Source organism: Streptomyces sp. SBT349, from assembly GCF_001083795.1.
GTDB lineage: Bacteria > Actinomycetota > Actinomycetes > Streptomycetales > Streptomycetaceae > Streptomyces.
The window spans coordinates 1-17,362 of record NZ_LAVK01000148.1; the positions used below are offsets into that span (position 1 = coordinate 1).

13 protein-coding genes and 1 pseudogene are annotated in these 17,362 nt (G+C 72.5%); 3 read left to right on the top strand and 11 right to left on the bottom strand.

What is annotated here, in order from left to right; genetic code table 11:
- From ADY01_RS19075 to ADY01_RS19090, 4 genes and pseudogenes are all read right to left on the bottom strand, one after another.
- A pseudogene (locus tag ADY01_RS19075) lies at positions 1-1,247 on the bottom strand (S9 family peptidase); the annotation flags it as partial.
- A 12-nt stretch (positions 1,248-1,259) separates the two neighbouring features.
- On the bottom strand, positions 1,260-2,663 hold the full coding sequence (locus tag ADY01_RS19080) for a M20/M25/M40 family metallo-hydrolase (RefSeq protein WP_049574759.1): 1,404 nt from the start codon (positions 2,661-2,663) through the stop codon (positions 1,260-1,262).
- A complete protein-coding gene (locus ADY01_RS19085; protein ID WP_049574763.1) occupies positions 2,656-3,492 on the bottom strand; it encodes a M55 family metallopeptidase in 837 nt (278 codons plus the stop codon). Before ADY01_RS19085 ends, ADY01_RS19080 begins: the two co-directional genes overlap by 8 nt.
- A gap of 123 nt (positions 3,493-3,615) precedes the next feature.
- Positions 3,616-4,170, bottom strand: a complete 555-nt coding sequence (locus ADY01_RS19090) for a hypothetical protein (protein WP_049574766.1) — start codon at positions 4,168-4,170, stop codon at positions 3,616-3,618.
- Positions 4,171-4,545: 375 nt separating this feature from the next.
- Between ADY01_RS19090 and ADY01_RS19095 the strand changes: the two genes are divergently transcribed.
- Entirely contained in the window at positions 4,546-4,917 is a 372-nt protein-coding gene (locus tag ADY01_RS19095) for a hypothetical protein (protein ID WP_049574768.1), read from the top strand.
- 18 nt (positions 4,918-4,935) lie between these two features.
- Positions 4,936-8,397: a CHAT domain-containing tetratricopeptide repeat protein gene (locus ADY01_RS19100; RefSeq protein ID WP_049574771.1), complete on the top strand. Its 3,462-nt coding sequence runs from the start codon at positions 4,936-4,938 to the stop codon at positions 8,395-8,397.
- An 18-nt stretch (positions 8,398-8,415) separates the two neighbouring features.
- Here the strand turns inward: ADY01_RS19100 and ADY01_RS19105 are convergent, their stop codons facing one another.
- The 3 genes from ADY01_RS19105 to ADY01_RS19115 all read right to left on the bottom strand — a co-directional run bounded on the left by ADY01_RS19105 (position 8,416) and on the right by ADY01_RS19115 (position 12,277).
- Positions 8,416-9,546 (bottom strand): hypothetical protein, encoded by a 1,131-nt coding sequence (locus tag ADY01_RS19105; RefSeq protein WP_159001284.1) that lies wholly within the window; start codon positions 9,544-9,546, stop codon positions 8,416-8,418.
- Positions 9,547-9,928: 382 nt separating this feature from the next.
- Positions 9,929-11,518 (bottom strand): serine/threonine-protein kinase, encoded by a 1,590-nt coding sequence (locus tag ADY01_RS19110; protein WP_053170974.1) that lies wholly within the window; start codon positions 11,516-11,518, stop codon positions 9,929-9,931.
- A 309-nt stretch (positions 11,519-11,827) separates the two neighbouring features.
- Complete coding sequence (locus ADY01_RS19115; RefSeq protein ID WP_049574780.1) at positions 11,828-12,277, bottom strand: SRPBCC family protein; 450 nt, start codon at positions 12,275-12,277, stop codon at positions 11,828-11,830.
- Positions 12,278-12,434: 157 nt separating this feature from the next.
- On the opposite strand from ADY01_RS19115, the gene ADY01_RS19120 reads away from it, so the two are divergent.
- On the top strand, positions 12,435-13,502 hold the full coding sequence (locus ADY01_RS19120) for an Rv2578c family radical SAM protein (protein WP_049574784.1): 1,068 nt from the start codon (positions 12,435-12,437) through the stop codon (positions 13,500-13,502).
- A 20-nt stretch (positions 13,503-13,522) separates the two neighbouring features.
- Here the strand turns inward: ADY01_RS19120 and ADY01_RS19125 are convergent, their stop codons facing one another.
- From ADY01_RS19125 to ADY01_RS19140, 4 genes are all read right to left on the bottom strand, one after another.
- Entirely contained in the window at positions 13,523-14,155 is a 633-nt protein-coding gene (locus ADY01_RS19125) for a DUF4291 domain-containing protein (RefSeq protein WP_049574786.1), read from the bottom strand.
- Positions 14,156-14,261: 106 nt separating this feature from the next.
- Positions 14,262-15,083: an SAM-dependent methyltransferase gene (locus tag ADY01_RS19130; RefSeq protein WP_049574787.1), complete on the bottom strand. Its 822-nt coding sequence runs from the start codon at positions 15,081-15,083 to the stop codon at positions 14,262-14,264.
- Between the two features lie 27 nt (positions 15,084-15,110).
- Complete coding sequence (locus ADY01_RS19135; RefSeq protein WP_049574789.1) at positions 15,111-16,262, bottom strand: alkaline phosphatase PhoX; 1,152 nt, start codon at positions 16,260-16,262, stop codon at positions 15,111-15,113.
- Between the two features lie 127 nt (positions 16,263-16,389).
- On the bottom strand, positions 16,390-17,362 hold a 973-nt coding region (locus ADY01_RS19140; protein WP_234320307.1), incomplete at its 5' end, for a metal-dependent hydrolase.

Here is a 17,362-nt window from a genome sequence, read left to right on the forward strand (position 1 = left end):
CCACGAGATCGTCTGCCTGGACACCGCCACCGGCCGCCGGGCCCGGGGACCACGCGGGTGACGGGGTCGGGGTAGTACGCCGGGTCGACCGCGTCGCGGTGCTCCTCGGCGACGGCCCGGCAGTGGCCGGTGGCGGTGTCCAGGCAGACGATCTCGTGGCCGCGGTGGGGCCCGGCGGCGACGCCGCCGACCAGCGTGCCCCGGACCGCGAGCGTCCCCGTCCACTCGGTCCAGGGCCCCACGGCATCGGCGACCTCGCCGGTGACGGGGTCGAGGACGCCCAGGCGGCGGGTGCCCACCCCGTGCACGACGGCGACGGTCCCGTCCTCCAGGGGCGCGAACCAGCGCCAGCCGACGCGCCAGAGGGCGTTGGCGAACTCCTCCTCGCGCGGGCAGAGGTTCACGGCCTCGCCGGTGGCGGGGTCGAGGCGGTGCAGGTTCCACCAGCCGGTGCGGTCGGTGGCCGCCAGCAGCGTGCCGTCCGGGGCCCACTCGGCCTGGGCGACGGACTCGCCGGGGCCGCCCGCCAGGGTCCGCACCCCGGTGAACCGCGGCTCGGGCCCCTCCGACACGTCGGCGATCTTGAGCTCGGTCCCGTCCCAGGGCATGCGCGGGTGGTCCCAGGCCAGCCAGACCGCGCGCCTGCCGTCGGGCGAGACGCGGGGCCCGGTCAGGAAGCGGTGCCGGGCCGAGTCCAGCTCGCGCACCGCGGAGCGGTCCTCCGCGGCCGAGCCGTCGAGCGGCACGGCCGCGGGCAGGCGCCGCACGTCGCACGAGCCCTCCCCGGTGAACTCCTCCAGCACGCACCACACCTCGCCGCCCCTGATCTCCGGATCGCACCAGCGCAGGCCGCCGCCCACGGCCGACAGCGGGGTGAGGGGGCGGGGGCCGGTCGCGGTGCCCTCGGTGGCCGTCGCGTCGGGCTCGAAGGCGTAGAGCCGCTGGTCGGCGAAGTGGCTGAAGACGATCAGCGGCCCGCCACGGTCGCGCGCCACCCCGGCCCACGGCCGGCCGCCGTACTCGATGACGCGGCTGCGCACGTCCCACGGCGGGGGCAGCACGGAGACGGCCTCGCCGCCGGGACCGAGGCGCACCAGGGCGCGCCGGCCGCCCTCGGCCGGGCGGGGCGCGGTCCACCACAGCTCGTCGCCGACCGCGCCCAGGTACTCGGGCTTCCCTTCGTGCGCGGCGACCAGGGCGGCGTCGATGGGCGAGTTCCAGGTGCCGTGGGGGGCGGCGTGGCGCACACGGGGTCCTCTCTAGAGCGCGCGCAGGGCGCGGTCGAGCACATGGGTACCGAAGTGGAGCGCGTCCACGGGGACGCGTTCGTCCACGCCGTGGAACATCGCCTGGTAGTCGAAGCCCTCGGGCAGCCGCAGCGGCATGTAGCCGTAGTGGGTGATGCCCAGGCGCGAGAACTGCTTGGCGTCGGTGCCGCCCGACATGCAGTAGGGAACGACGTGGGCGGCGGGATCGAAGTGGAGCAGGGCCTCGCGGAGCACGTCGAACGCGGGGGACGCCACGGGGGCCTGGAGCGGGATCTCGTGGTGCGCGTACTCCCAGTCCACGTCGTCGCCGGTCAGCCGGTCGAGGGTGGCGGTGAACTCGGCCTCGCTGCCCGGCAGGACGCGCCCGTCGACCTGGGCCGTGGCGCTGCCCGGGATGACGTTGATCTTGTAACCGGCGTTCAGCATCGTCGGGTTGGCGCTGTTGCGGACGGTCGGCGCGATCAGCGCGGCGGCCGGGCCGAGGCGTTCGAGCAGGCCGTCCACGCCGGCGGCGAGCTCGCCCGGGTCCTCGGCGTCGAGGTCGGGCAGCGGCAGCCCGTACAGCGCGGCGAGCTCGGTCAGCGCGGCGCGGACGGTGGGGGTGAGCCGCACCGGCCAGGCGTGCTCGCCCACGCGGGTGACGGCGGAGGAGAGGCGGGTCACGGCGTTGGCGTGGCTGATCTTGGAGCCGTGTCCCGCCCGGCCGCGGGCGGTGAGGGTGAGCCAGGCGGTGCCGCGCTCACCGGCGGCGACCGGGTAGAGGCGCCGGCCGTCGCCGGGGTGGAAGGTGAACGCGCCCGACTCGCCGAGGGACTCCGTGCAGCCCTCGAACAGGTCGGGGTGGGCGGCGACGAGGTGCCCCGAGCCGTACTGCGCGGTGTCCTCCTCGTCGGCGGTGAACGCCAGCACGACGTCCCTGCGGGGCCGCGCCCCGGCCCTGGCCCAGGCGCGGACCACCGCGAGCACCATGGCGTCCGAGTCCTTCATGTCCACCGCGCCGCGGCCCCAGACGACGCCGTCGCGGATCTCGCCCGAGAACGGGTCCACGCTCCACTCGGCGGGATCGGCGGGAACGACGTCGAGGTGCCCGTGGACGAGCAGGGCGGGCGCGGAGGGGTCGGTGCCCGCGATCCGGGCGACGACGTTCGTGCGCCCCGGCGCCTTCTCCAGCAGCAGCGGTTCGAGACCGGCCTCGGCGAGGCGCTCACCGACATACTCGGCGGCCGGGCGCTCGACGCCCTCGCCGCCGCCGCGGTTGGTGGTGTCGATGCGGATCAGGTCCGAGGTGAACCGGACCGCCTCATCGAGCGCGACCCGGTCGACGGGGGTCCGCCGTGCCTGCTCCACCCGCTCTGCCTGCGCTGCCTGCCCTGCCTGCCCTGTCCGGTCAGCCATACCATTCCTCCACCGCCGCGGATACCAGTGTCGTGACCGCCTTGAAGCACCGGATTCCCTCGTACATGTCCGGCGCCGTGTACGCCACCCGGCGCGGCCCGGTCTGCTCCACCCCGGGGACCACCGTGGCCGCCCCCGCCAGGTGCTCCGCGTCGAACTCGACCTCGACCGTGCGGGGCCTCGGCTCGGCGGGGTCGTGCCGGACGGCGGACGGCGCGGCCCTGGCGGCGGCGGCGCGGATGTCGGCCGCGGTGCGGGCGGGGGTGCGGCAGACGGCGGCGTAACGGGACACGTAGTCCTTGACCGCCACGGTCTCGGCGTCCGGCGCGTAGCCACGGGCGTCGGCGCACGTGCGGTCGTCGCCGGTGACCAGGACCACGGGGGTGCCGTACTCGGCCGAGACCAGCGCGTTGAGCAGGCCCTCGCTGGCGCGGACGCCGTCCACGAAGACGCCGGTCAGCGAGTTCCCCAGGTAGGTGTGGGCGAGGACGCCCTCGTCGCCGGCGCCCGTGTGGTAGCCGACGAAGGCGATGCCGTCGACGTCCCCGCGCTGGACGCCCTCGACCATGCTCAGGGCCTTGTGGCGGCCGGTCAGCATCTCGGCGCGGTCGTCGAGCTGTTCGAGCAAGAGGTTCCGCATGGTCATATGGGCCTCGTTGACCAGGACCTCGTCGGCGCCGCCGTCGAGGAACCCGGCGATGGCCGCGTTCACATCGGAGGTGAACAGGGGGCGGCAGCGCTCCCATTCGGGGGTGCCGGGCAGACAGTCGGCGGGCCAGGTGACTCCGGTGGCCCCTTCCATGTCGGCCGAGATCAGAATCCGGGTCATGGGCCGCCACGTTACCCGGCGGCCCCGACGACCAGCCAGTTTGAGGGCAGTTCGACACGGCACCGCCGGTGGCGAGCCCCCGCGGCCGGGCGCGTCCCCGCGGTGACGGGCGACGCGCGGGTCTCACTCGGCCGGGAGGTTCGCGCCGCCGGTGTCCCGCTGGCCTTCCTTGGTCTCCCAGATCTGGTCGAACCAGGTGATGAAGTCCATCACGGTGCCGACGCGGGCGATGCGCTCATGGATGGCCCGCTGGTCGTGTCCGGGGAGGAAATCGCCGCGTTCGATCGGTTTGCCGCAGCCGCAGTTGCACTTCCGGTTGTCCAGTGGGGACCTGAAGTAGGTGATGGGGTTCCGTTGGGCGCCGTTCGGTGCGGGTTTGCCGACATAGCGGTCGTACACCGGATGCCCGGGGCCGAGGATGCGCCCTGCGAAGGCCCGTCGGCCGTCGGGGGTGTCGACGATCCGGTCGATCTCCATGGCCTGCCTGATGATGACGTCTCCGCTGACGACGGCGAACCGCTCCCGTTCGACACGTTCGCCGGGCATCACCCAGGTTCCCCGGGCGATGTCGTGGAGCTGCTGGTCGGAGAGTCCTTCGGTCCAGCCGATCCGTGACCGCGCGAAGGCGTCCTCGCTCGGATCGATCGGCCTGCGCCTGCCCAGCGTGATCTGGATCAACCTGCCTCCTTGAGACCGTTCCTCAACGGAGTCGATGCGTCTAAGGTAGCGAAGACACTTTAGACCATCAATCTTCCTTGAAACGGGGTATCATAGCCTTGGTCTTATGTATGCCTGGCTTCCCCGGGCGGGGGCCGTCGCTCTCCCCGCCCGGGGCGCCGTCGTACACGTGCAGACGGAGCCGGCGACGACGTCGACCAGGTGCTCTGGGCGAGGAACCGCAGGTGGAACGCCTCCACGGTCGCCGTGGTACGTTCCGGGGTTCGCAACGAATCGTGATTAATCGTGATTAGGGGCTACCGCTCCGTGCCATACTCGACTACCAACTGGCATCTGATCAGCCTGTGTTGATCACGTTGGCGAAGGGACTGGGGGATGGTGCTGGGGTTGCCCAAGTGGCGCGTGATCGTCGCGTCGGATTCGCGTTCGGCAGAGGATGTGCACGGCGATCTGAGCCGTGATGGTTCCTGGGACTCCGGGATCTCGGTGGAGTTGGAGCAGTCGGCGTCGAGGTTCCGGACGGGGGACGCTGCGATCCTCGTGGCCACCATCGCTGCCGCGAGTTCCGCCCTGACCGCGTTGGTGACCGGCATCCTGGGCCGCGGCGCGGCCAAGGAGGGGCAGCGCATCGTGATCGAGCTCGCGTCCGGGGCCAGGCTCGAGGTACCGGCGTCCGTCGAACCGGCCGAACTGGACCGGATGCTCAGTCTGATCCGCGAGGATCCCCAGCGGATCCTCCTGCCGTGAGGCGAAGGACTGCCCTGGGTGTACCCCTCCGATGAGGCGAACTCGTATGCGAAGGCAGGCGATTGTGCCCGGGACCGCTTCGAGCGGACCCGTTCCCGGGCGGAGCTGACCAGAGCGATCTCCTCGTTCCGTGCCGCCGTCGCGGCGCTGCCGGCCGACGATCCTGGCCGCGTACCGCATCTCCACCGGCTTCTCAGCGCGCTGCATCTGCGCTTCAAGGAGACCAGGGACGCGGCGGACCTGGAATCTGCGATCGCCGCCGGGCGCGAGGCCACCTCCCTGGCCCGGAGGGACACCGTCTGCCTCTCGGCGCTCGCGGCCTTACTCCTCGACCGGTTCAAGGTGACCGAGCGGAAGGCGGACCTCGACGAGGCGATCGAGGTGGCCCGTACCGCGACGCGCCTGCCGCCCTCGCGACCGTCGGACGGCACTGCTGCGCTGGCGAATCTCGGCGCGGCGCTGAGCGAGCGGTTCACGTACCTCGGATCGGTCGAGGACATGGAGGAGTCGATCGACCTTGGGCGCACGGCGGTCACGCTGAGTCGGCCGGGCCCCTCGCGCAAGCACGCGCTCCACAACCTGGTCCAGGGCCTGCGTCGGCTTGTCATGGAGACCGGACGCCCTGAGGCGCTCGAGGAAGCCGTCGCCGTCGCCCGGCGCGGGGTCAACGCCCGCCCGCGCGAAGGCAGCGACCAGGCCGCGAGCCTCGGCGGTCTCGGCGCCGCCCTGGCGGACCGCTGCGAGCTGACCCACACCCCGGAGGGACTGGACGAGGCCCTGGCCTGCAGCCTCAAGGCGTTCGACATGACTCCCGCGGACCATCCCAAGCGGCAGGCGTATCTGGTCGGCCTGGTGGTCCAGTTGGCCCTCAAGGCCCGTTTCTCGGGGAATCCTGCGCACCTGGACGAAGCCGTACGCCTCGCACGCGCGTCCACCGAGAGCGCCCCCGCACGCACCGAGGCGCCCGTCGAACTGATCCTCGTGGTGGCCCTGGTGAACAGGTACCGGGCGACCGGCACGGTCGCGGACCTGGACGAGGCCATCGTGCTCACCCGCGCCGGTCTGGCCCGGACGCAGGACCACCGGCCCGGACACGCGCATTTCTCGGGCGTACTGTCCCAACTGCTGTTCCTGCGCCACAGGCAGGCCGGGGCAGTCGCGGACCTGGATGAGGCGATCCGCCACGAGCGGGCGCGGCTGCGGAATCCGGCCCTCGACCGCAGGCAGCGTGCCACGGTGCTCAATGCACTGGGCATGCTGCTGTGGGACCGGTCCCGGCGGACGCGGGACCGCGACGACATCGAGGCGTCGATCGCCCTCTGCCGTGAGGCGGTGGCGACCGGGATCCACAGGTCCGACCGGGCGAGGCACCTGTCCAATCTCGGCAACGTCCTGTCGGCGCGGTTCGCGTACGCCGGTCGGCTCCAGGATCTGGACGAGGGGATCGACGTGACGCGTCGCGCGGTGGCGGCGTCGACCGGGCGGGAGGCCGATGATCTGGCCCGGTACCTCGCGAACCTGACGTACGCCCTGACCCAGAGGTACAAACGGACCGGGCGCCCAGAGGACGTGGAAGAGGCGGTGTCCGCGGGCCGCAGAAGTGTGTCGCTGATCTCCGGCAGCAACCCGGAACGCGCCAGGTTCCTCGCCAACCTGGGTGCCGCCCTGCGCGCCCGCCACACGTCCACGGGCAACCCGGACGACCGGAGCGCCGCGACGGCGGCCGACGTCGCGGCCTCGGCCGTGGACACGGCACCGGTGTGGCAACGCCTCGGCTCCGCGAGGGCAGCCGCCGCCGACCTGGTCGCCGCATCCGAAGTGCTGTGCGCGACGGACCTGCTCGAGAACGCGGTACGGCTCCTGCCGGAGGTCAGCCCCCGCCGCCTGGCCCGCAGCGACCAGGAGCACGCGCTGGGCGGCCTGGCGGGACTGGCCGGCGAAGCGGCCTCGCTCGTCCTGGCCGATCCGAGGCTGCCCGCGGCGGACCGGCCGCGGCGGGCCCTGAGCCTGCTGGAGGCCGGACGCGGAGTCCTCATCAGCCAGGCGCTCGACGGCCGCGACGACCTGTCCCTCCTGCGCCTCAGACACCCGGATCTCGCCGCGCGCTTCGTCGCACTCCGCGATCTGCTCGACCAGCCCTGGGAGGCCGGCCCGTCGTCGGGCGGTGCGGAGCCCGGTACTCCCACGGCCGTACCACAGTTCGGCGCCGGCCGCGAACGGCACGAACTCGCCGCGGAGTTCGCCGCCACGCAGGCCAGGATCAGGGCACTCGACGGCTTCGGCTCGTTCAGTCTGCCGCCCGGCGCCGACGAGTTGCTCGGCGCGGCGCAGGCAGGGCCGGTGGTCGTTCTCAACGTCAGCGCGTACGGGAGCCATGCCCTCCTGGTCACCCGGGACGAGGTCACGGCGCTGCCGCTCCCGCGGGCCGACGCGGACGGTGTGGCCACCAAAGCCTCGGCGTTCCTGGCGGCCCGGCAGTCGATCCTGATGGGGGACGCGGCGGCGGAGGAGCGGGGCGGGGCCCGGATGCTCTCCGTACTGGAGTGGCTGTGGGACGCCATCGCGGCCCCGGTGCTGGAGGCACTCGGCCACCGCACCGGCCCCTTCGCCGACACGGAGCCCTGGCCCCGTGTCTGGTGGGTCCCCTGCGGCCTGCTGAGCCTGCTGCCGATCCACGCCGCGGGCCACCACACCACCGCGGCCCGCGAGCGGTACCCGCGCACGGTCATCGACCGCGTGGTCTCCTCCTACGCCCCGTCCCTGCGCGCACTCATCCACACCAGGCAGACCACGTCACCCGCGCGACGCGGGCCGACGCTCCCGGCGCTGGTGGTGGCGATGCCGACCACGCCGGGACTCCCCGGCCTGGGCCGCCTGCCGTACGTCACGGAAGAGGTTGGGGTGCTGCGCAGCCACCTCCCCGAACTCACCGTGCTCGCCGACCGGGAGGCCGCGCTGGACGCCGTGGCGGAGCCGACGAAGACCTCCGTCCTCGCCCGCCTCGCCCACCACCCGATCGCCCACTTCTCCTGCCACGGCGCCACCGACCCGCACCAGCCTTCACGCAGCCGACTCCTGCTGCGGGACCACGAGCACGACCCGCTGACAGCCGCGAGCCTGGCCCCGGTCGCGCTGGACCGGGCACAGCTCGCTTACCTGTCGGCGTGCAACACCGCGGCGATCCAACCGGTACGCTTGCTCGACGAGTCGATCCATCTGGCCTCGGCGTTCCAGATCGCCGGCTTCCCGCATGTCATCAGCACACTGTGGGAGATCGACGATCAGCTCTCGGTACGCATCGCCGACGACTTCTACGCCCGACTCCGCACGCCGGAGGGGGACTTGGACGTGAGCCGCGCAGCACAGGCCCTCCATCGGGCGACCCTCCGCGCCCGCGGAGGAGACGGCACCACGGACGGACCGGCGGACGCACTCCAGAACCCGTTCCTCTGGGCGTCCTACGTCCACATCGGCATCTGACCCCCGGCGCCCCGGAGGTCAGTCGTCCTCGGACCGCGCCAACTGCTCCTCGAACCAGGCGCGCCGGCTCTGAGGGCAGGCCGTACGGAGATGCCCCAGCGCCTGGTGAACCGAATGCGTGTCATAGCCGGACGTGATCATGCCACGCGACAGAAGGACGTTGAGCGTGTAACCGACCAGCCCATCGCTCAGCCGCCAAAGCACCCTCGACGCCTCCTCCTTGACCCGTTGCTCGGTCGTGGGCGAGGCCAGCAGATCGGCGAGCGACGCCAGGGTCAACATCCCGTCGGGCGGTGCGCTGCGCAGACACCCCAGCGCCACCTCGGGGTTGGGGTGATGAAGGAAGACCTTGGTCCAACTGGCGCGCAGGAGCGTCCGGGCCCGCTCCCCACCGCCGATGTACCCCGTGTGACGACCGTCCTCCGGCCACACATAGGGCAGCGTGCTCTGCCCGAAGAACCGTGCCACATCGATGCTCCAGGGCAGACGCAACGGCGCCATCCCCCACAGCTCGTCCCCCAGCGGATCGGCGGGCAGCGTGACCATCTGCTCCGCGTCGGGCCCGCCCGGCGCGGTCGCGCGCCCGACGGGGCCCACCTCGGTCTGGAGCGACATCCGTCCACCGCAGGCCCGGCAGACGGGCTCGCGCGTCGTACCGCCGGCCCGGGCGAGGCCGCTGCACACGGCGCACTGCAGCAACGAGCACGCACGGCAGTGCAGCCCGCCGCCCGTCTTCACCAGGCCCGCGAGCTCGTCGTAGGTCAGATACAACGACACCGAGCCGACCTTCTCGTCATTGATCGGCAGCTTGTACGGCACGACGAAGAAGCCGCACCAGGCACACCGCGTGCCCGACGGCGAAGGGCTCTGGCTCCGCGGCCGCTCCCCCAACTCGATCAGCTTGCCGTCGGCCTCGTGGAACAAGTAGATGAGGTCCCGCCCGAAGTTGCCCTCCGGGGTCTCGACGATGTTGTAGACCAGCTCGTCCTTGACATGGGTTCCACGAAGAAATTCCAGTGCGGCCTGTCGGCTCGGCCCGCCGTAGACGTGGTAGGTGCCCTGGCCTGTCCGTTCAGTCTGCTTGAAACGGACACCGGCCTGAAGCCCGTCGCCCTCCTTGCGCTCCTTGCCCTCCTTGCGCTCCGACAACGACATGCGACCCCCATGAAGGCGTGAACCCAACACTGCGAGCTTCGACAGAAATTGGCGTGCGGTCAACCATGCTCGACACGTGGAACCCGTAGAGCACGCCGAGAGGTCACCGCCTCACCCACCGCCACACCGCTGATGCAGCGGGGCGGCCTACGCCCGAGGCACGATCCCCAGGACGACCTTTCCTTTCGTGGTGTCCAGCTCCTGCGAGACAGCCTTGGAGATGTCCCCGCCGGAAAGCTCTCCCTCGCTGTCCAACCCACACGCACTTTCGATCACTCGAAAGGGTGATCATTCCGGGCTGGGCACTCTCAGCACCGCGTCATAAGTGCTACTCAGAGGTCATCGCCCGCGAGAACATGAGGCGGATTCCGGGTACCTACACGGCCGGGAGGTTGATCTCCAGGTGCTCGATGAGGTCGGCGTACAGCTGTTCGCCGTACTCCTTCGCGGGGCCGTCCTCCCCGGGCATGAACACCTGCACCCGCCACATGAGTTGGTCGCTCTCATCCCCGTAGAACAGGGACATGCGCTGCTGCCTCGGCCCGTCCTCCTCGGGCCTCGTGGTCACGAACAGCTCGGCGGCGTCCGCGCCCTGGAACTCGGTCTCGTCCATCGAGCCGTCGGCCTCGCCGTAGGAGTAGGTCTGCGCCTCGAAGTCGTCCAGCTGGGTGGAGGCGGCCTGGAGCGGCTGGCGGGTGTCCTCCCGCGTCAGCCAGACGTCGACGATGTGGATGCCGTCGGGCGCGGTGTAGACGAGGTGGTCCGGGTCGTCCTCGGCCAGGGAGCGCTCGAAGCCGGACGGCAGCGCCAGGTTCATCTGGAACGCCGCCTCCTCGCGCTCCTCCCAGCCCTCGGGCAGGCCCCCTCCGCCGAAGGGCCGCACCACGAGCAGCGTGGCGACGGCCGCCGCGACCACCACCCCGCCGCCCACGCCGAGGAGTCCCTTCCAGCCGAAGCGCGGGCGCGCGGGCGCGGAGGGGGCGACGCCCGTGGTGAGCATGGTCGCGGCCGGCGGCGGCGCCAGCACGGAGGTCAGCACGCGGCGGATCTCGGCGGCGTCCGGGCGGGCGGACGGCCGCTTGTCCAGGAGTCGCGTGATCAGGTCGCCCAGCGGCCCGGCGGCGCTCGACGGGGGCTGCGGCTCGGCGGAGATCACGGCCTGGAGCGTGGCGGCGGCGGTGTTCCTCCTGAAGGGCGAGACGCCCTCCGCCGCCACGTACAGCAGCAGGCCGAGCGCCCACAGGTCCGACTGCGGCCCCGGCCGCTGGCCCAGGGCCCGCTCGGGGGGCATGAACTCCGGGGACCCGATCAGCGTGCCGGTGTCGGTCAGTCCCTGCTCGCCCTCGACCTGCGCGATGCCGAAGTCGGTGAGCACCACCCGGTCGCCGCCGCCGAGGAGCACGTTGGCGGGCTTCACGTCCCGGTGGGTGACGCCGGCCTCGTGGGCGGCGGCCAGGGCGTCGAGCACGGCGAGGCCGACGCGGGCGGCCTGCCGGACCTCCATGGTGCCGTCCTCCAGGACGTCGGCGAGGGACTGGCCGCGCACCAGCTCCATGACGAGCCAGGGCCGCCCGTTCTCGGTCACCACGTCGTGCAGGGTGATGACCGAGGGGTGGCTGACGCGGGCGGCGGCGCGCGCCTCGCGGTGCATCCGCTCGTACAGCGCCGCGCGGCGCTCGGCGGGGACCGTCTCGGGGACGCGCGGCTCCTTCACCGCGATCTCCCGCTGGATCAGCTCGTCGTACGCCCGCCACACCGTGCCCATGCCGCCGTGACCGAGGCGGCTCTTGAGACGGTAGCGCCCGCCGAGCAGCCGCCCCTGGCCCCCCGGGCCGGGCCCCTGCCCGTCGTCCCCGCCCGCCGGTGCCGCCGGTGCCGCGGGTGCCGTCGGCGCCGTCGGGGGCCGCAGCGGGTAACTCGTCGACTCCTCCGCGGAGTCCTCGGCACGCGTCTCGTCGGTCGTCATGCGGTCATCCTCAACTCAAGGGAAGGCGCCCGGTCGCGTCCGGGGGACGGGCGTGGCCCGCGGCACGGCCCGACGTGCCGCGGCGGCGGCACATATTCCCATCTCGTCTCGTCGGCACGTCAGTTGCCGACCACGCACAGCGAGATTAGCGACCGCGACCGACCGTTCGGAGCCGCTTTCGTACCAGAACGGTCACGGTCGCACGCCCGGGCGCGTTCGGCGCGGAGCGGAAGGCGCGGCCGTGGCGCGGGAGTTCGGGGAGCGGCGCCGGAGGCGGCCCGAGGGCGCCGGGACGCCTCGGGCGCCCGGCTACTTCTCCAGCTCGGTCGCGAGGTTGGCCAGGATCTGGTCGTAGATCCCGGTCAGCACGCGGGGCGCGAAGCGGCGCTCGAAGAAGCCGCCCACGCCGGTCGCGCCCTGCCACGCGCTGTGGATGGTCACCCGCGCGCTCCCGTCGGCGCCCTCGGCGGGCTCCACGGTGTAGGTGGTGACCAGGTCCGAGTTCCGGTCGGTCTCGACCAGCGTGTTGTCCTCGGGCTCGGTCACCTCGAACAGGCACTCCCGCACGCGCTTCTTGGTGGCGTGGAGCTTGACGTAGAGAACCGTCCCCTCGCCGTCGCCGCCCTCGCGCACCTCGTACCCCGTGAACTGCTCCGGGAGCAGCCCGCGGTGCACTCCCTCGTAGTCCGCGATCGCGTCGAACACGTCGTCCGGTTCCGCTCTGATGTCCCGCCGCGCGACGACCTCGACCAGCGCCATGCGATGTCTCCTGCCTGTTGAGCAACGTGGCGCCCCAGTGTGTCAGTGCGCCCGCACGCCGCCTTCGGCCGGGGCGACCGACCCCGCCGGATCCGGGTTGACAGGCCCGCCGCGAACATGTGTTCTATTCTGGTACGACAGCAGCGAGGAGGTACCCATGCGCTGGAACAACCTGAGCGAGGGATCCCCGGCGACCGCTCCCGCGCTCTTCGGCACCGATGTCGTCAGCAGGACGTTCGACACCCCGGAGTTCCGCGGCATCACCTTCCACGAGGTCAGGGCACGCTCGATCGTCAACCGCGTGCCCGGCGCCTCCCGTATGCCGTTCAGCTGGACGGTGAATCCCTACCGTGGCTGTTCGCACGCCTGCGTCTACTGTTTCGCCCGCAAGACGCACAGCTATCTGGACCTGGACACGGGCATCGGCTTCGACACGCAGATCGTCGTCAAGGTGAACGCCCCCGACCTGCTCCGGCGCGAGCTGGGCGCCAGGCGGTGGCGGGGCGAGCACATCGCCATGGGCACGAACGTCGACTGCTACCAGCGCGCGGAGGGCAGATACCGCCTCATGCCCGGCATCATCGGCGCCCTGCGCGACTACGCGAACCCGTTCTCCATCCTCACCAAGGGCACGCTGATCCTGCGCGACCTGGAGCTGATCCGGCAGGCCGCGGCCGTCACCGACGTGGGGATCTCGGTCTCGGTCGGCTCCGTCGACCGGGCGCTGTGGCGCACGGTCGAGCCGGGCACGCCGGCGCCCGAGCGGCGCCTGGAGGTGGTGCGCACGCTCCGCGAGCACGGCATCCCCTGCGGCGTGCTGATGGCTCCGGTGATCCCCTATCTGACCGACTCCCCCGCGCAGCTGCGCGAAACGGTCCGCGCGATCGCCGCGGCGGGCGCGGGCTCCGTGACCCCGCTCGCGCTGCATCTGCGCCCCGGCGCGCGTGAGTGGTTCATGAGCTGGCTCGCACACCACCACCCGGGCCTCGTGCGCCGCTACGAGGTGCTGTACGCGAACGGCGCCTACGCGCCCACCTGGTACCAGCGCCGCATCACCGGGCAGGTGCACGAACTGGCGGCCGAGTACGGCATGGGCCCCGTCCGCCCCGGCGCCCACCGTTCGCCGCCGCCCGCGGAGGGCGGGGAGGGCGCCGACACGGCCGACGCCGATCCGGAGCCCGATCCCGAGCCCGAGCCCCTCGGCACGCAGCTCACGCTGCTGTGACCCGCCGCCGCCGGCCCGGCCTACGTTCCGTCCGCGATGATCCGCCCGGTCACCGCCGCGTCGGCCGGGTAGGGGCGCTCCTCGGGGAGCAGCCGCTCGGCGGCCTCCGGGTCGCCGCCCCGGACCAGCGCGCGGACCTCGTGGGCCAGGGGTGTGACGTCGGTGATGGCGACGATCCACTCGTCCGCGTAACGGCGCGCGGCCCCGCCCCCGAGCCCGAGCTGGAGCGAGCGGTACGGGAGGGCGCGCAGGCGCAGGTCACGCTCCGGATCCCACTGGACGCGCGCCGGCGCGCGTCGCAGCTCCGCCTGCCAGGCGGCGCGGTCCGCGTGCAGGCCCGGCACATGGTGCGACAGGCAGGCGTGCCGCAGCGCCCAGTCGAAGCCCTCGCGGGTGATGTCCACCGCGAGGACCGTCTCCTGCGCCTCCTTCTCGCCCCAGCCGCAGCGGTACATCATCCACAGGAACGAGGGCTTGATCCACGTCATCCTGTCCCGTTTCCAGGCGGCGGGGAAACGCCCCTCGCGCGCCGCGGGCAGGCCGATCGCCGGCGGGTACGCCTGGTAGACGGTGACCGTGGTGCCGGTGAAGGCGGCGCGGATCTGGTGAACGGGCCGGGGGACGGACCCCGGGCTCCCCCCTGGCTGCGGCATGCGGGCAGCGTACGGGCCCGCACGGGCGGCGGACGACGCGTTTTCCGTCGCGGGCGGCGGGCGACGGGCGACGGGCGACGCGGTGGTTCGGCGGCCGGGCGATGTCTCAGGGCTTGCGCCCGACCGCGCCGAACAGGGGGACCACCGGCTGCACCAGGTCGACGGGCTCGGGCCGCCAGCGGGAGCAGGACACCAGGCCGGGGTCGAGCAGCTCGACGCCATCGAGGAGCCGCGCCACCTCGTCCCCGCGCCGGGCGGTGATCGGCGGCGTGGCGTGGCGGTTCCAGAAGCGCATGGCCGCCACGCTCGCCTCGCCGCCGAGCTCGTCCGTGGGGTGGCTGACCACCACGTGACTGCCCGAGGGCAGCGCCGCCAGGAGGCGGCCCACGACGGCGACCGCCTCCTCGGTGTCCTGCACGAAGTTCAGGATGCCGAGCAGGAGAAGGCCCACCGGGCGGCCGAGGTCCAGCGTCTTGCCCGCCGCGTGGAGGATGGCGTCCGGCTCGTGGACGTCGGCGTCCACGTAGTCCGTCATGCCCTCGGGGGCGCTGACCAGCAGTGCCCTGGCGTGGGCGAGCACCAGCGGGTCGTTGTCCACGTAGACGATCCGCGCGTCGGGCGCGAGGCGTTGGGCGATCTCGTGCGTGTTCTCCGCGGTGGGCAGGCCCGTTCCGATGTCGAGGAACTGCCGGATGCCCACCCGCCCGGTCAGATGGCGGACGGCGCGGCCGAGGAACCGCCGGTCGGCGCGGGCCACCTGGATGATCGCGGGGAACAACGCGCGCACCTGGTCGCCGACCTTGCGGTCCGCCGCGTAGTTCTCCCGGCCGCCCAGCCAGTAGTCCCACACCCGGGCGTCGACCGCCCCCTCCCCATCCACGCTCACCCGCGGATCATGGCATGCCGACGCGGGTGAGGCGCCGGTCATGAACGGGCGGGATGGAGGCGGAAACGGTCAGCCCGCGGAGCGGAACGGTCCACTCACCTCGTAGGTGATGCCGCCCGCGTCGTCACCGCTGGTGCCGCGCTGGGAGGAGAAGTACAGCCGGTCCCCCGCGGGGCTGAACGCCGGGCCGCAGATCTCCGAGTCGTTCTGCCCGGTGATCCGCAGGAACGGCGCCACCCCGTTGCCGGCGGAGATGACGCAGATCTCCATGGAGCCGCCGTCCTCGGCCACGAAGAGGTCGCCGCAGGTGGCGCCCGTGATGTTGTCCACGCCGCTCAGGCACGGGTCGTCGGCGGCCGACTGGTCGTAGACGACGGTGACCGTGTGGGCCTCGGCGTCGTAGACCCGGACGCGGTTGTCGCCCTTGGTGGTGAAGTAGCACAGGCCCGCGCAGTAGTAGCAGCCCTCGCCCCCGTCGAACGCCAGGGTGCCCGCGACCTGCCGCCGGGTGGCGGTGGTCGCGGCGCTCGGGTCGGGCACGTTCCGCCAGGCCAGGACGCCGTCGCGCTCGGTGAGGACCTGGAGCCGCCCCGAGGAGAGGTCGCCCCAGGTGTCGGGCACGAAACGGTAGAGGCCGCCGTCCGGCTCGTCCTCGGTGAGGTAGATGACGCGCCGGTCGGAGTCGCACGCCGCCGCCTCGTGGGTGAACCGCCCCATGGCGTCCCGCCGTACGGCCGGCCGCGCCCCGAACGGGTCGGTCTCGAAGACGAATCCGCGGGTCGTCTCCTCGCAGGAGAGCCAGGTGGCCCACGGTGTCGCCCCGCCCGCACAGTTGCTCCTGGTGCCGTCGAGGACGGAGTAGGCGTCGGTGACAGCGCCGCTCACGTCGAACCGGAGCGCGCCGACGCCGCCCGCGCCCGCGTCCAGTTCGGCGTTGGAGACGTAGATCCAGCCGGGGCCGTCCGCGAAGCAGGCACCCCCGTCCGGGGCCCCGTGCCAGACGTGTCCGGTGCCGGGGACCCGCTGCCCGGAGCGGGCGACGACCCTGCTCCTGAAGCCCGGGGGCAGTTGGATCCCGTGGGCGTCCGGGGCCCCCAACGTGCCGTACGGGGCGGACCCGGAGCGCGGCGGGTGCCCCAGGGCCTCCCGGGAGACGGTGAAGCCGAATGCCACGGTGCCCGCGCCGACGACGGCGCCCCGCAGAAGAGTTCGTCGATCCACGGCTGCTTGCCCCTTCCATGTGCCGGGCCACAGAGCGTAATCGCTCCGCTACCGCCTCTCCGGCGGCGGCGGGGGACGAACACCCTCGAACGACCCGGCGCGGCCCGGGCGCGGCTCAGCGCTCGCCTCAGACGCTGCGGGGCGCGTCGTACTCCCGTTCAGGGTCCCCGTGTTGGGGCGCGACATGGACCGCCCCGGCCTCGCCGGTGGCTGCCGGTCCGGTCGGCGCCGGCTCCGCGGCCCGCCACAGACGGCGGCCGATCAGCACCCACAGCAGCCAGCCGGACGCGGCCAGACCCCCCAGCCCGACGGCCGAGTTCAGGAGCAGCTCACCCACCGGGGTCGGCTCCAGCGTGACCTTGTCCACCCAGTAGGGCCCGCCCCACGACCAGTCCATCGGGGCCCCCTCCACGAACTGCGCCCAGGCGGTCCACCCGAAGATGCGGCAGACGCCGTAGACGAAGTAGGCGCGGTAGCACGCGAGCATGATCCGGTCCGGCATGCCCAGCCGCCGCCGCATCCACCCCCACACCGGGTCGGAGGGCACGACCTCCTCGAAGAAGTACCGCGACCGCAGCGCCCCGATGCCGATCAGCGCCAGGGCGAGCCAGAGCAGGTCCCACACCAGGCCGAGGCTTCCGTAGTAGGCCGCGGCGTCCCCGTACCGGCCGGCCTGGGCGGCGTAGGCCCACATGCCGAGGCTGTACTGCTGGGTGGAGAAGGGGAAGAAGACCATGGTGCCGACACTGTCGAAGATGTCGGTGAGGACGTGCGCGGACGTCCCGATGAACAGGCCCAGGGCCCAGGGGCGGCTCTTGAAGATCCACAGCACCAGCAACGCCGTCACGACAGCGAACATCAGCGAATGCGTGAACCCGGCGCCGGGCCAGCCCCGGTGGTACTCCCAGGGATGTTCCGGCTCGATGACCAGGCTGCCTATGCGGATCCCGTAGGCGGGCAGCTTGGTCAGCATGTCGGGAGCGAGGCAGCCGACCAGGATGGCCAGGAACGACACCTTGGTCTTGATGTGCTTGTGCAATAGATAGCTTTCGAGCTCATGCGCGGCCCAGCTCATGCCGGCGGCCCCCCGCCCCGGATCC

What these genes read in the sequence shown, in the direction of transcription:
- ADY01_RS19080 (WP_049574759.1), bottom strand. Translation starts at nt 2,663, where the DNA reads ATGGCTGACCGGACAGGGCAGGCAGGGCAGGCAGCGCAGGCAGAGCGG.
- ADY01_RS19085 (WP_049574763.1), bottom strand. Translation starts at nt 3,492, where the DNA reads ATGACCCGGATTCTGATCTCGGCCGACATGGAAGGGGCCACCGGAGTC.
- ADY01_RS19095 (WP_049574768.1), top strand. Translation starts at nt 4,546, where the DNA reads ATGGTGCTGGGGTTGCCCAAGTGGCGCGTGATCGTCGCGTCGGATTCG.
- ADY01_RS19110 (WP_053170974.1), bottom strand. Translation starts at nt 11,518, where the DNA reads ATGACGACCGACGAGACGCGTGCCGAGGACTCCGCGGAGGAGTCGACG.
- ADY01_RS19115 (WP_049574780.1), bottom strand. Translation starts at nt 12,277, where the DNA reads ATGGCGCTGGTCGAGGTCGTCGCGCGGCGGGACATCAGAGCGGAACCG.
- ADY01_RS19120 (WP_049574784.1), top strand. Translation starts at nt 12,435, where the DNA reads ATGCGCTGGAACAACCTGAGCGAGGGATCCCCGGCGACCGCTCCCGCG.
- ADY01_RS19125 (WP_049574786.1), bottom strand. Translation starts at nt 14,155, where the DNA reads ATGCCGCAGCCAGGGGGGAGCCCGGGGTCCGTCCCCCGGCCCGTTCAC.
- ADY01_RS19130 (WP_049574787.1), bottom strand. Translation starts at nt 15,083, where the DNA reads ATGACCGGCGCCTCACCCGCGTCGGCATGCCATGATCCGCGGGTGAGC.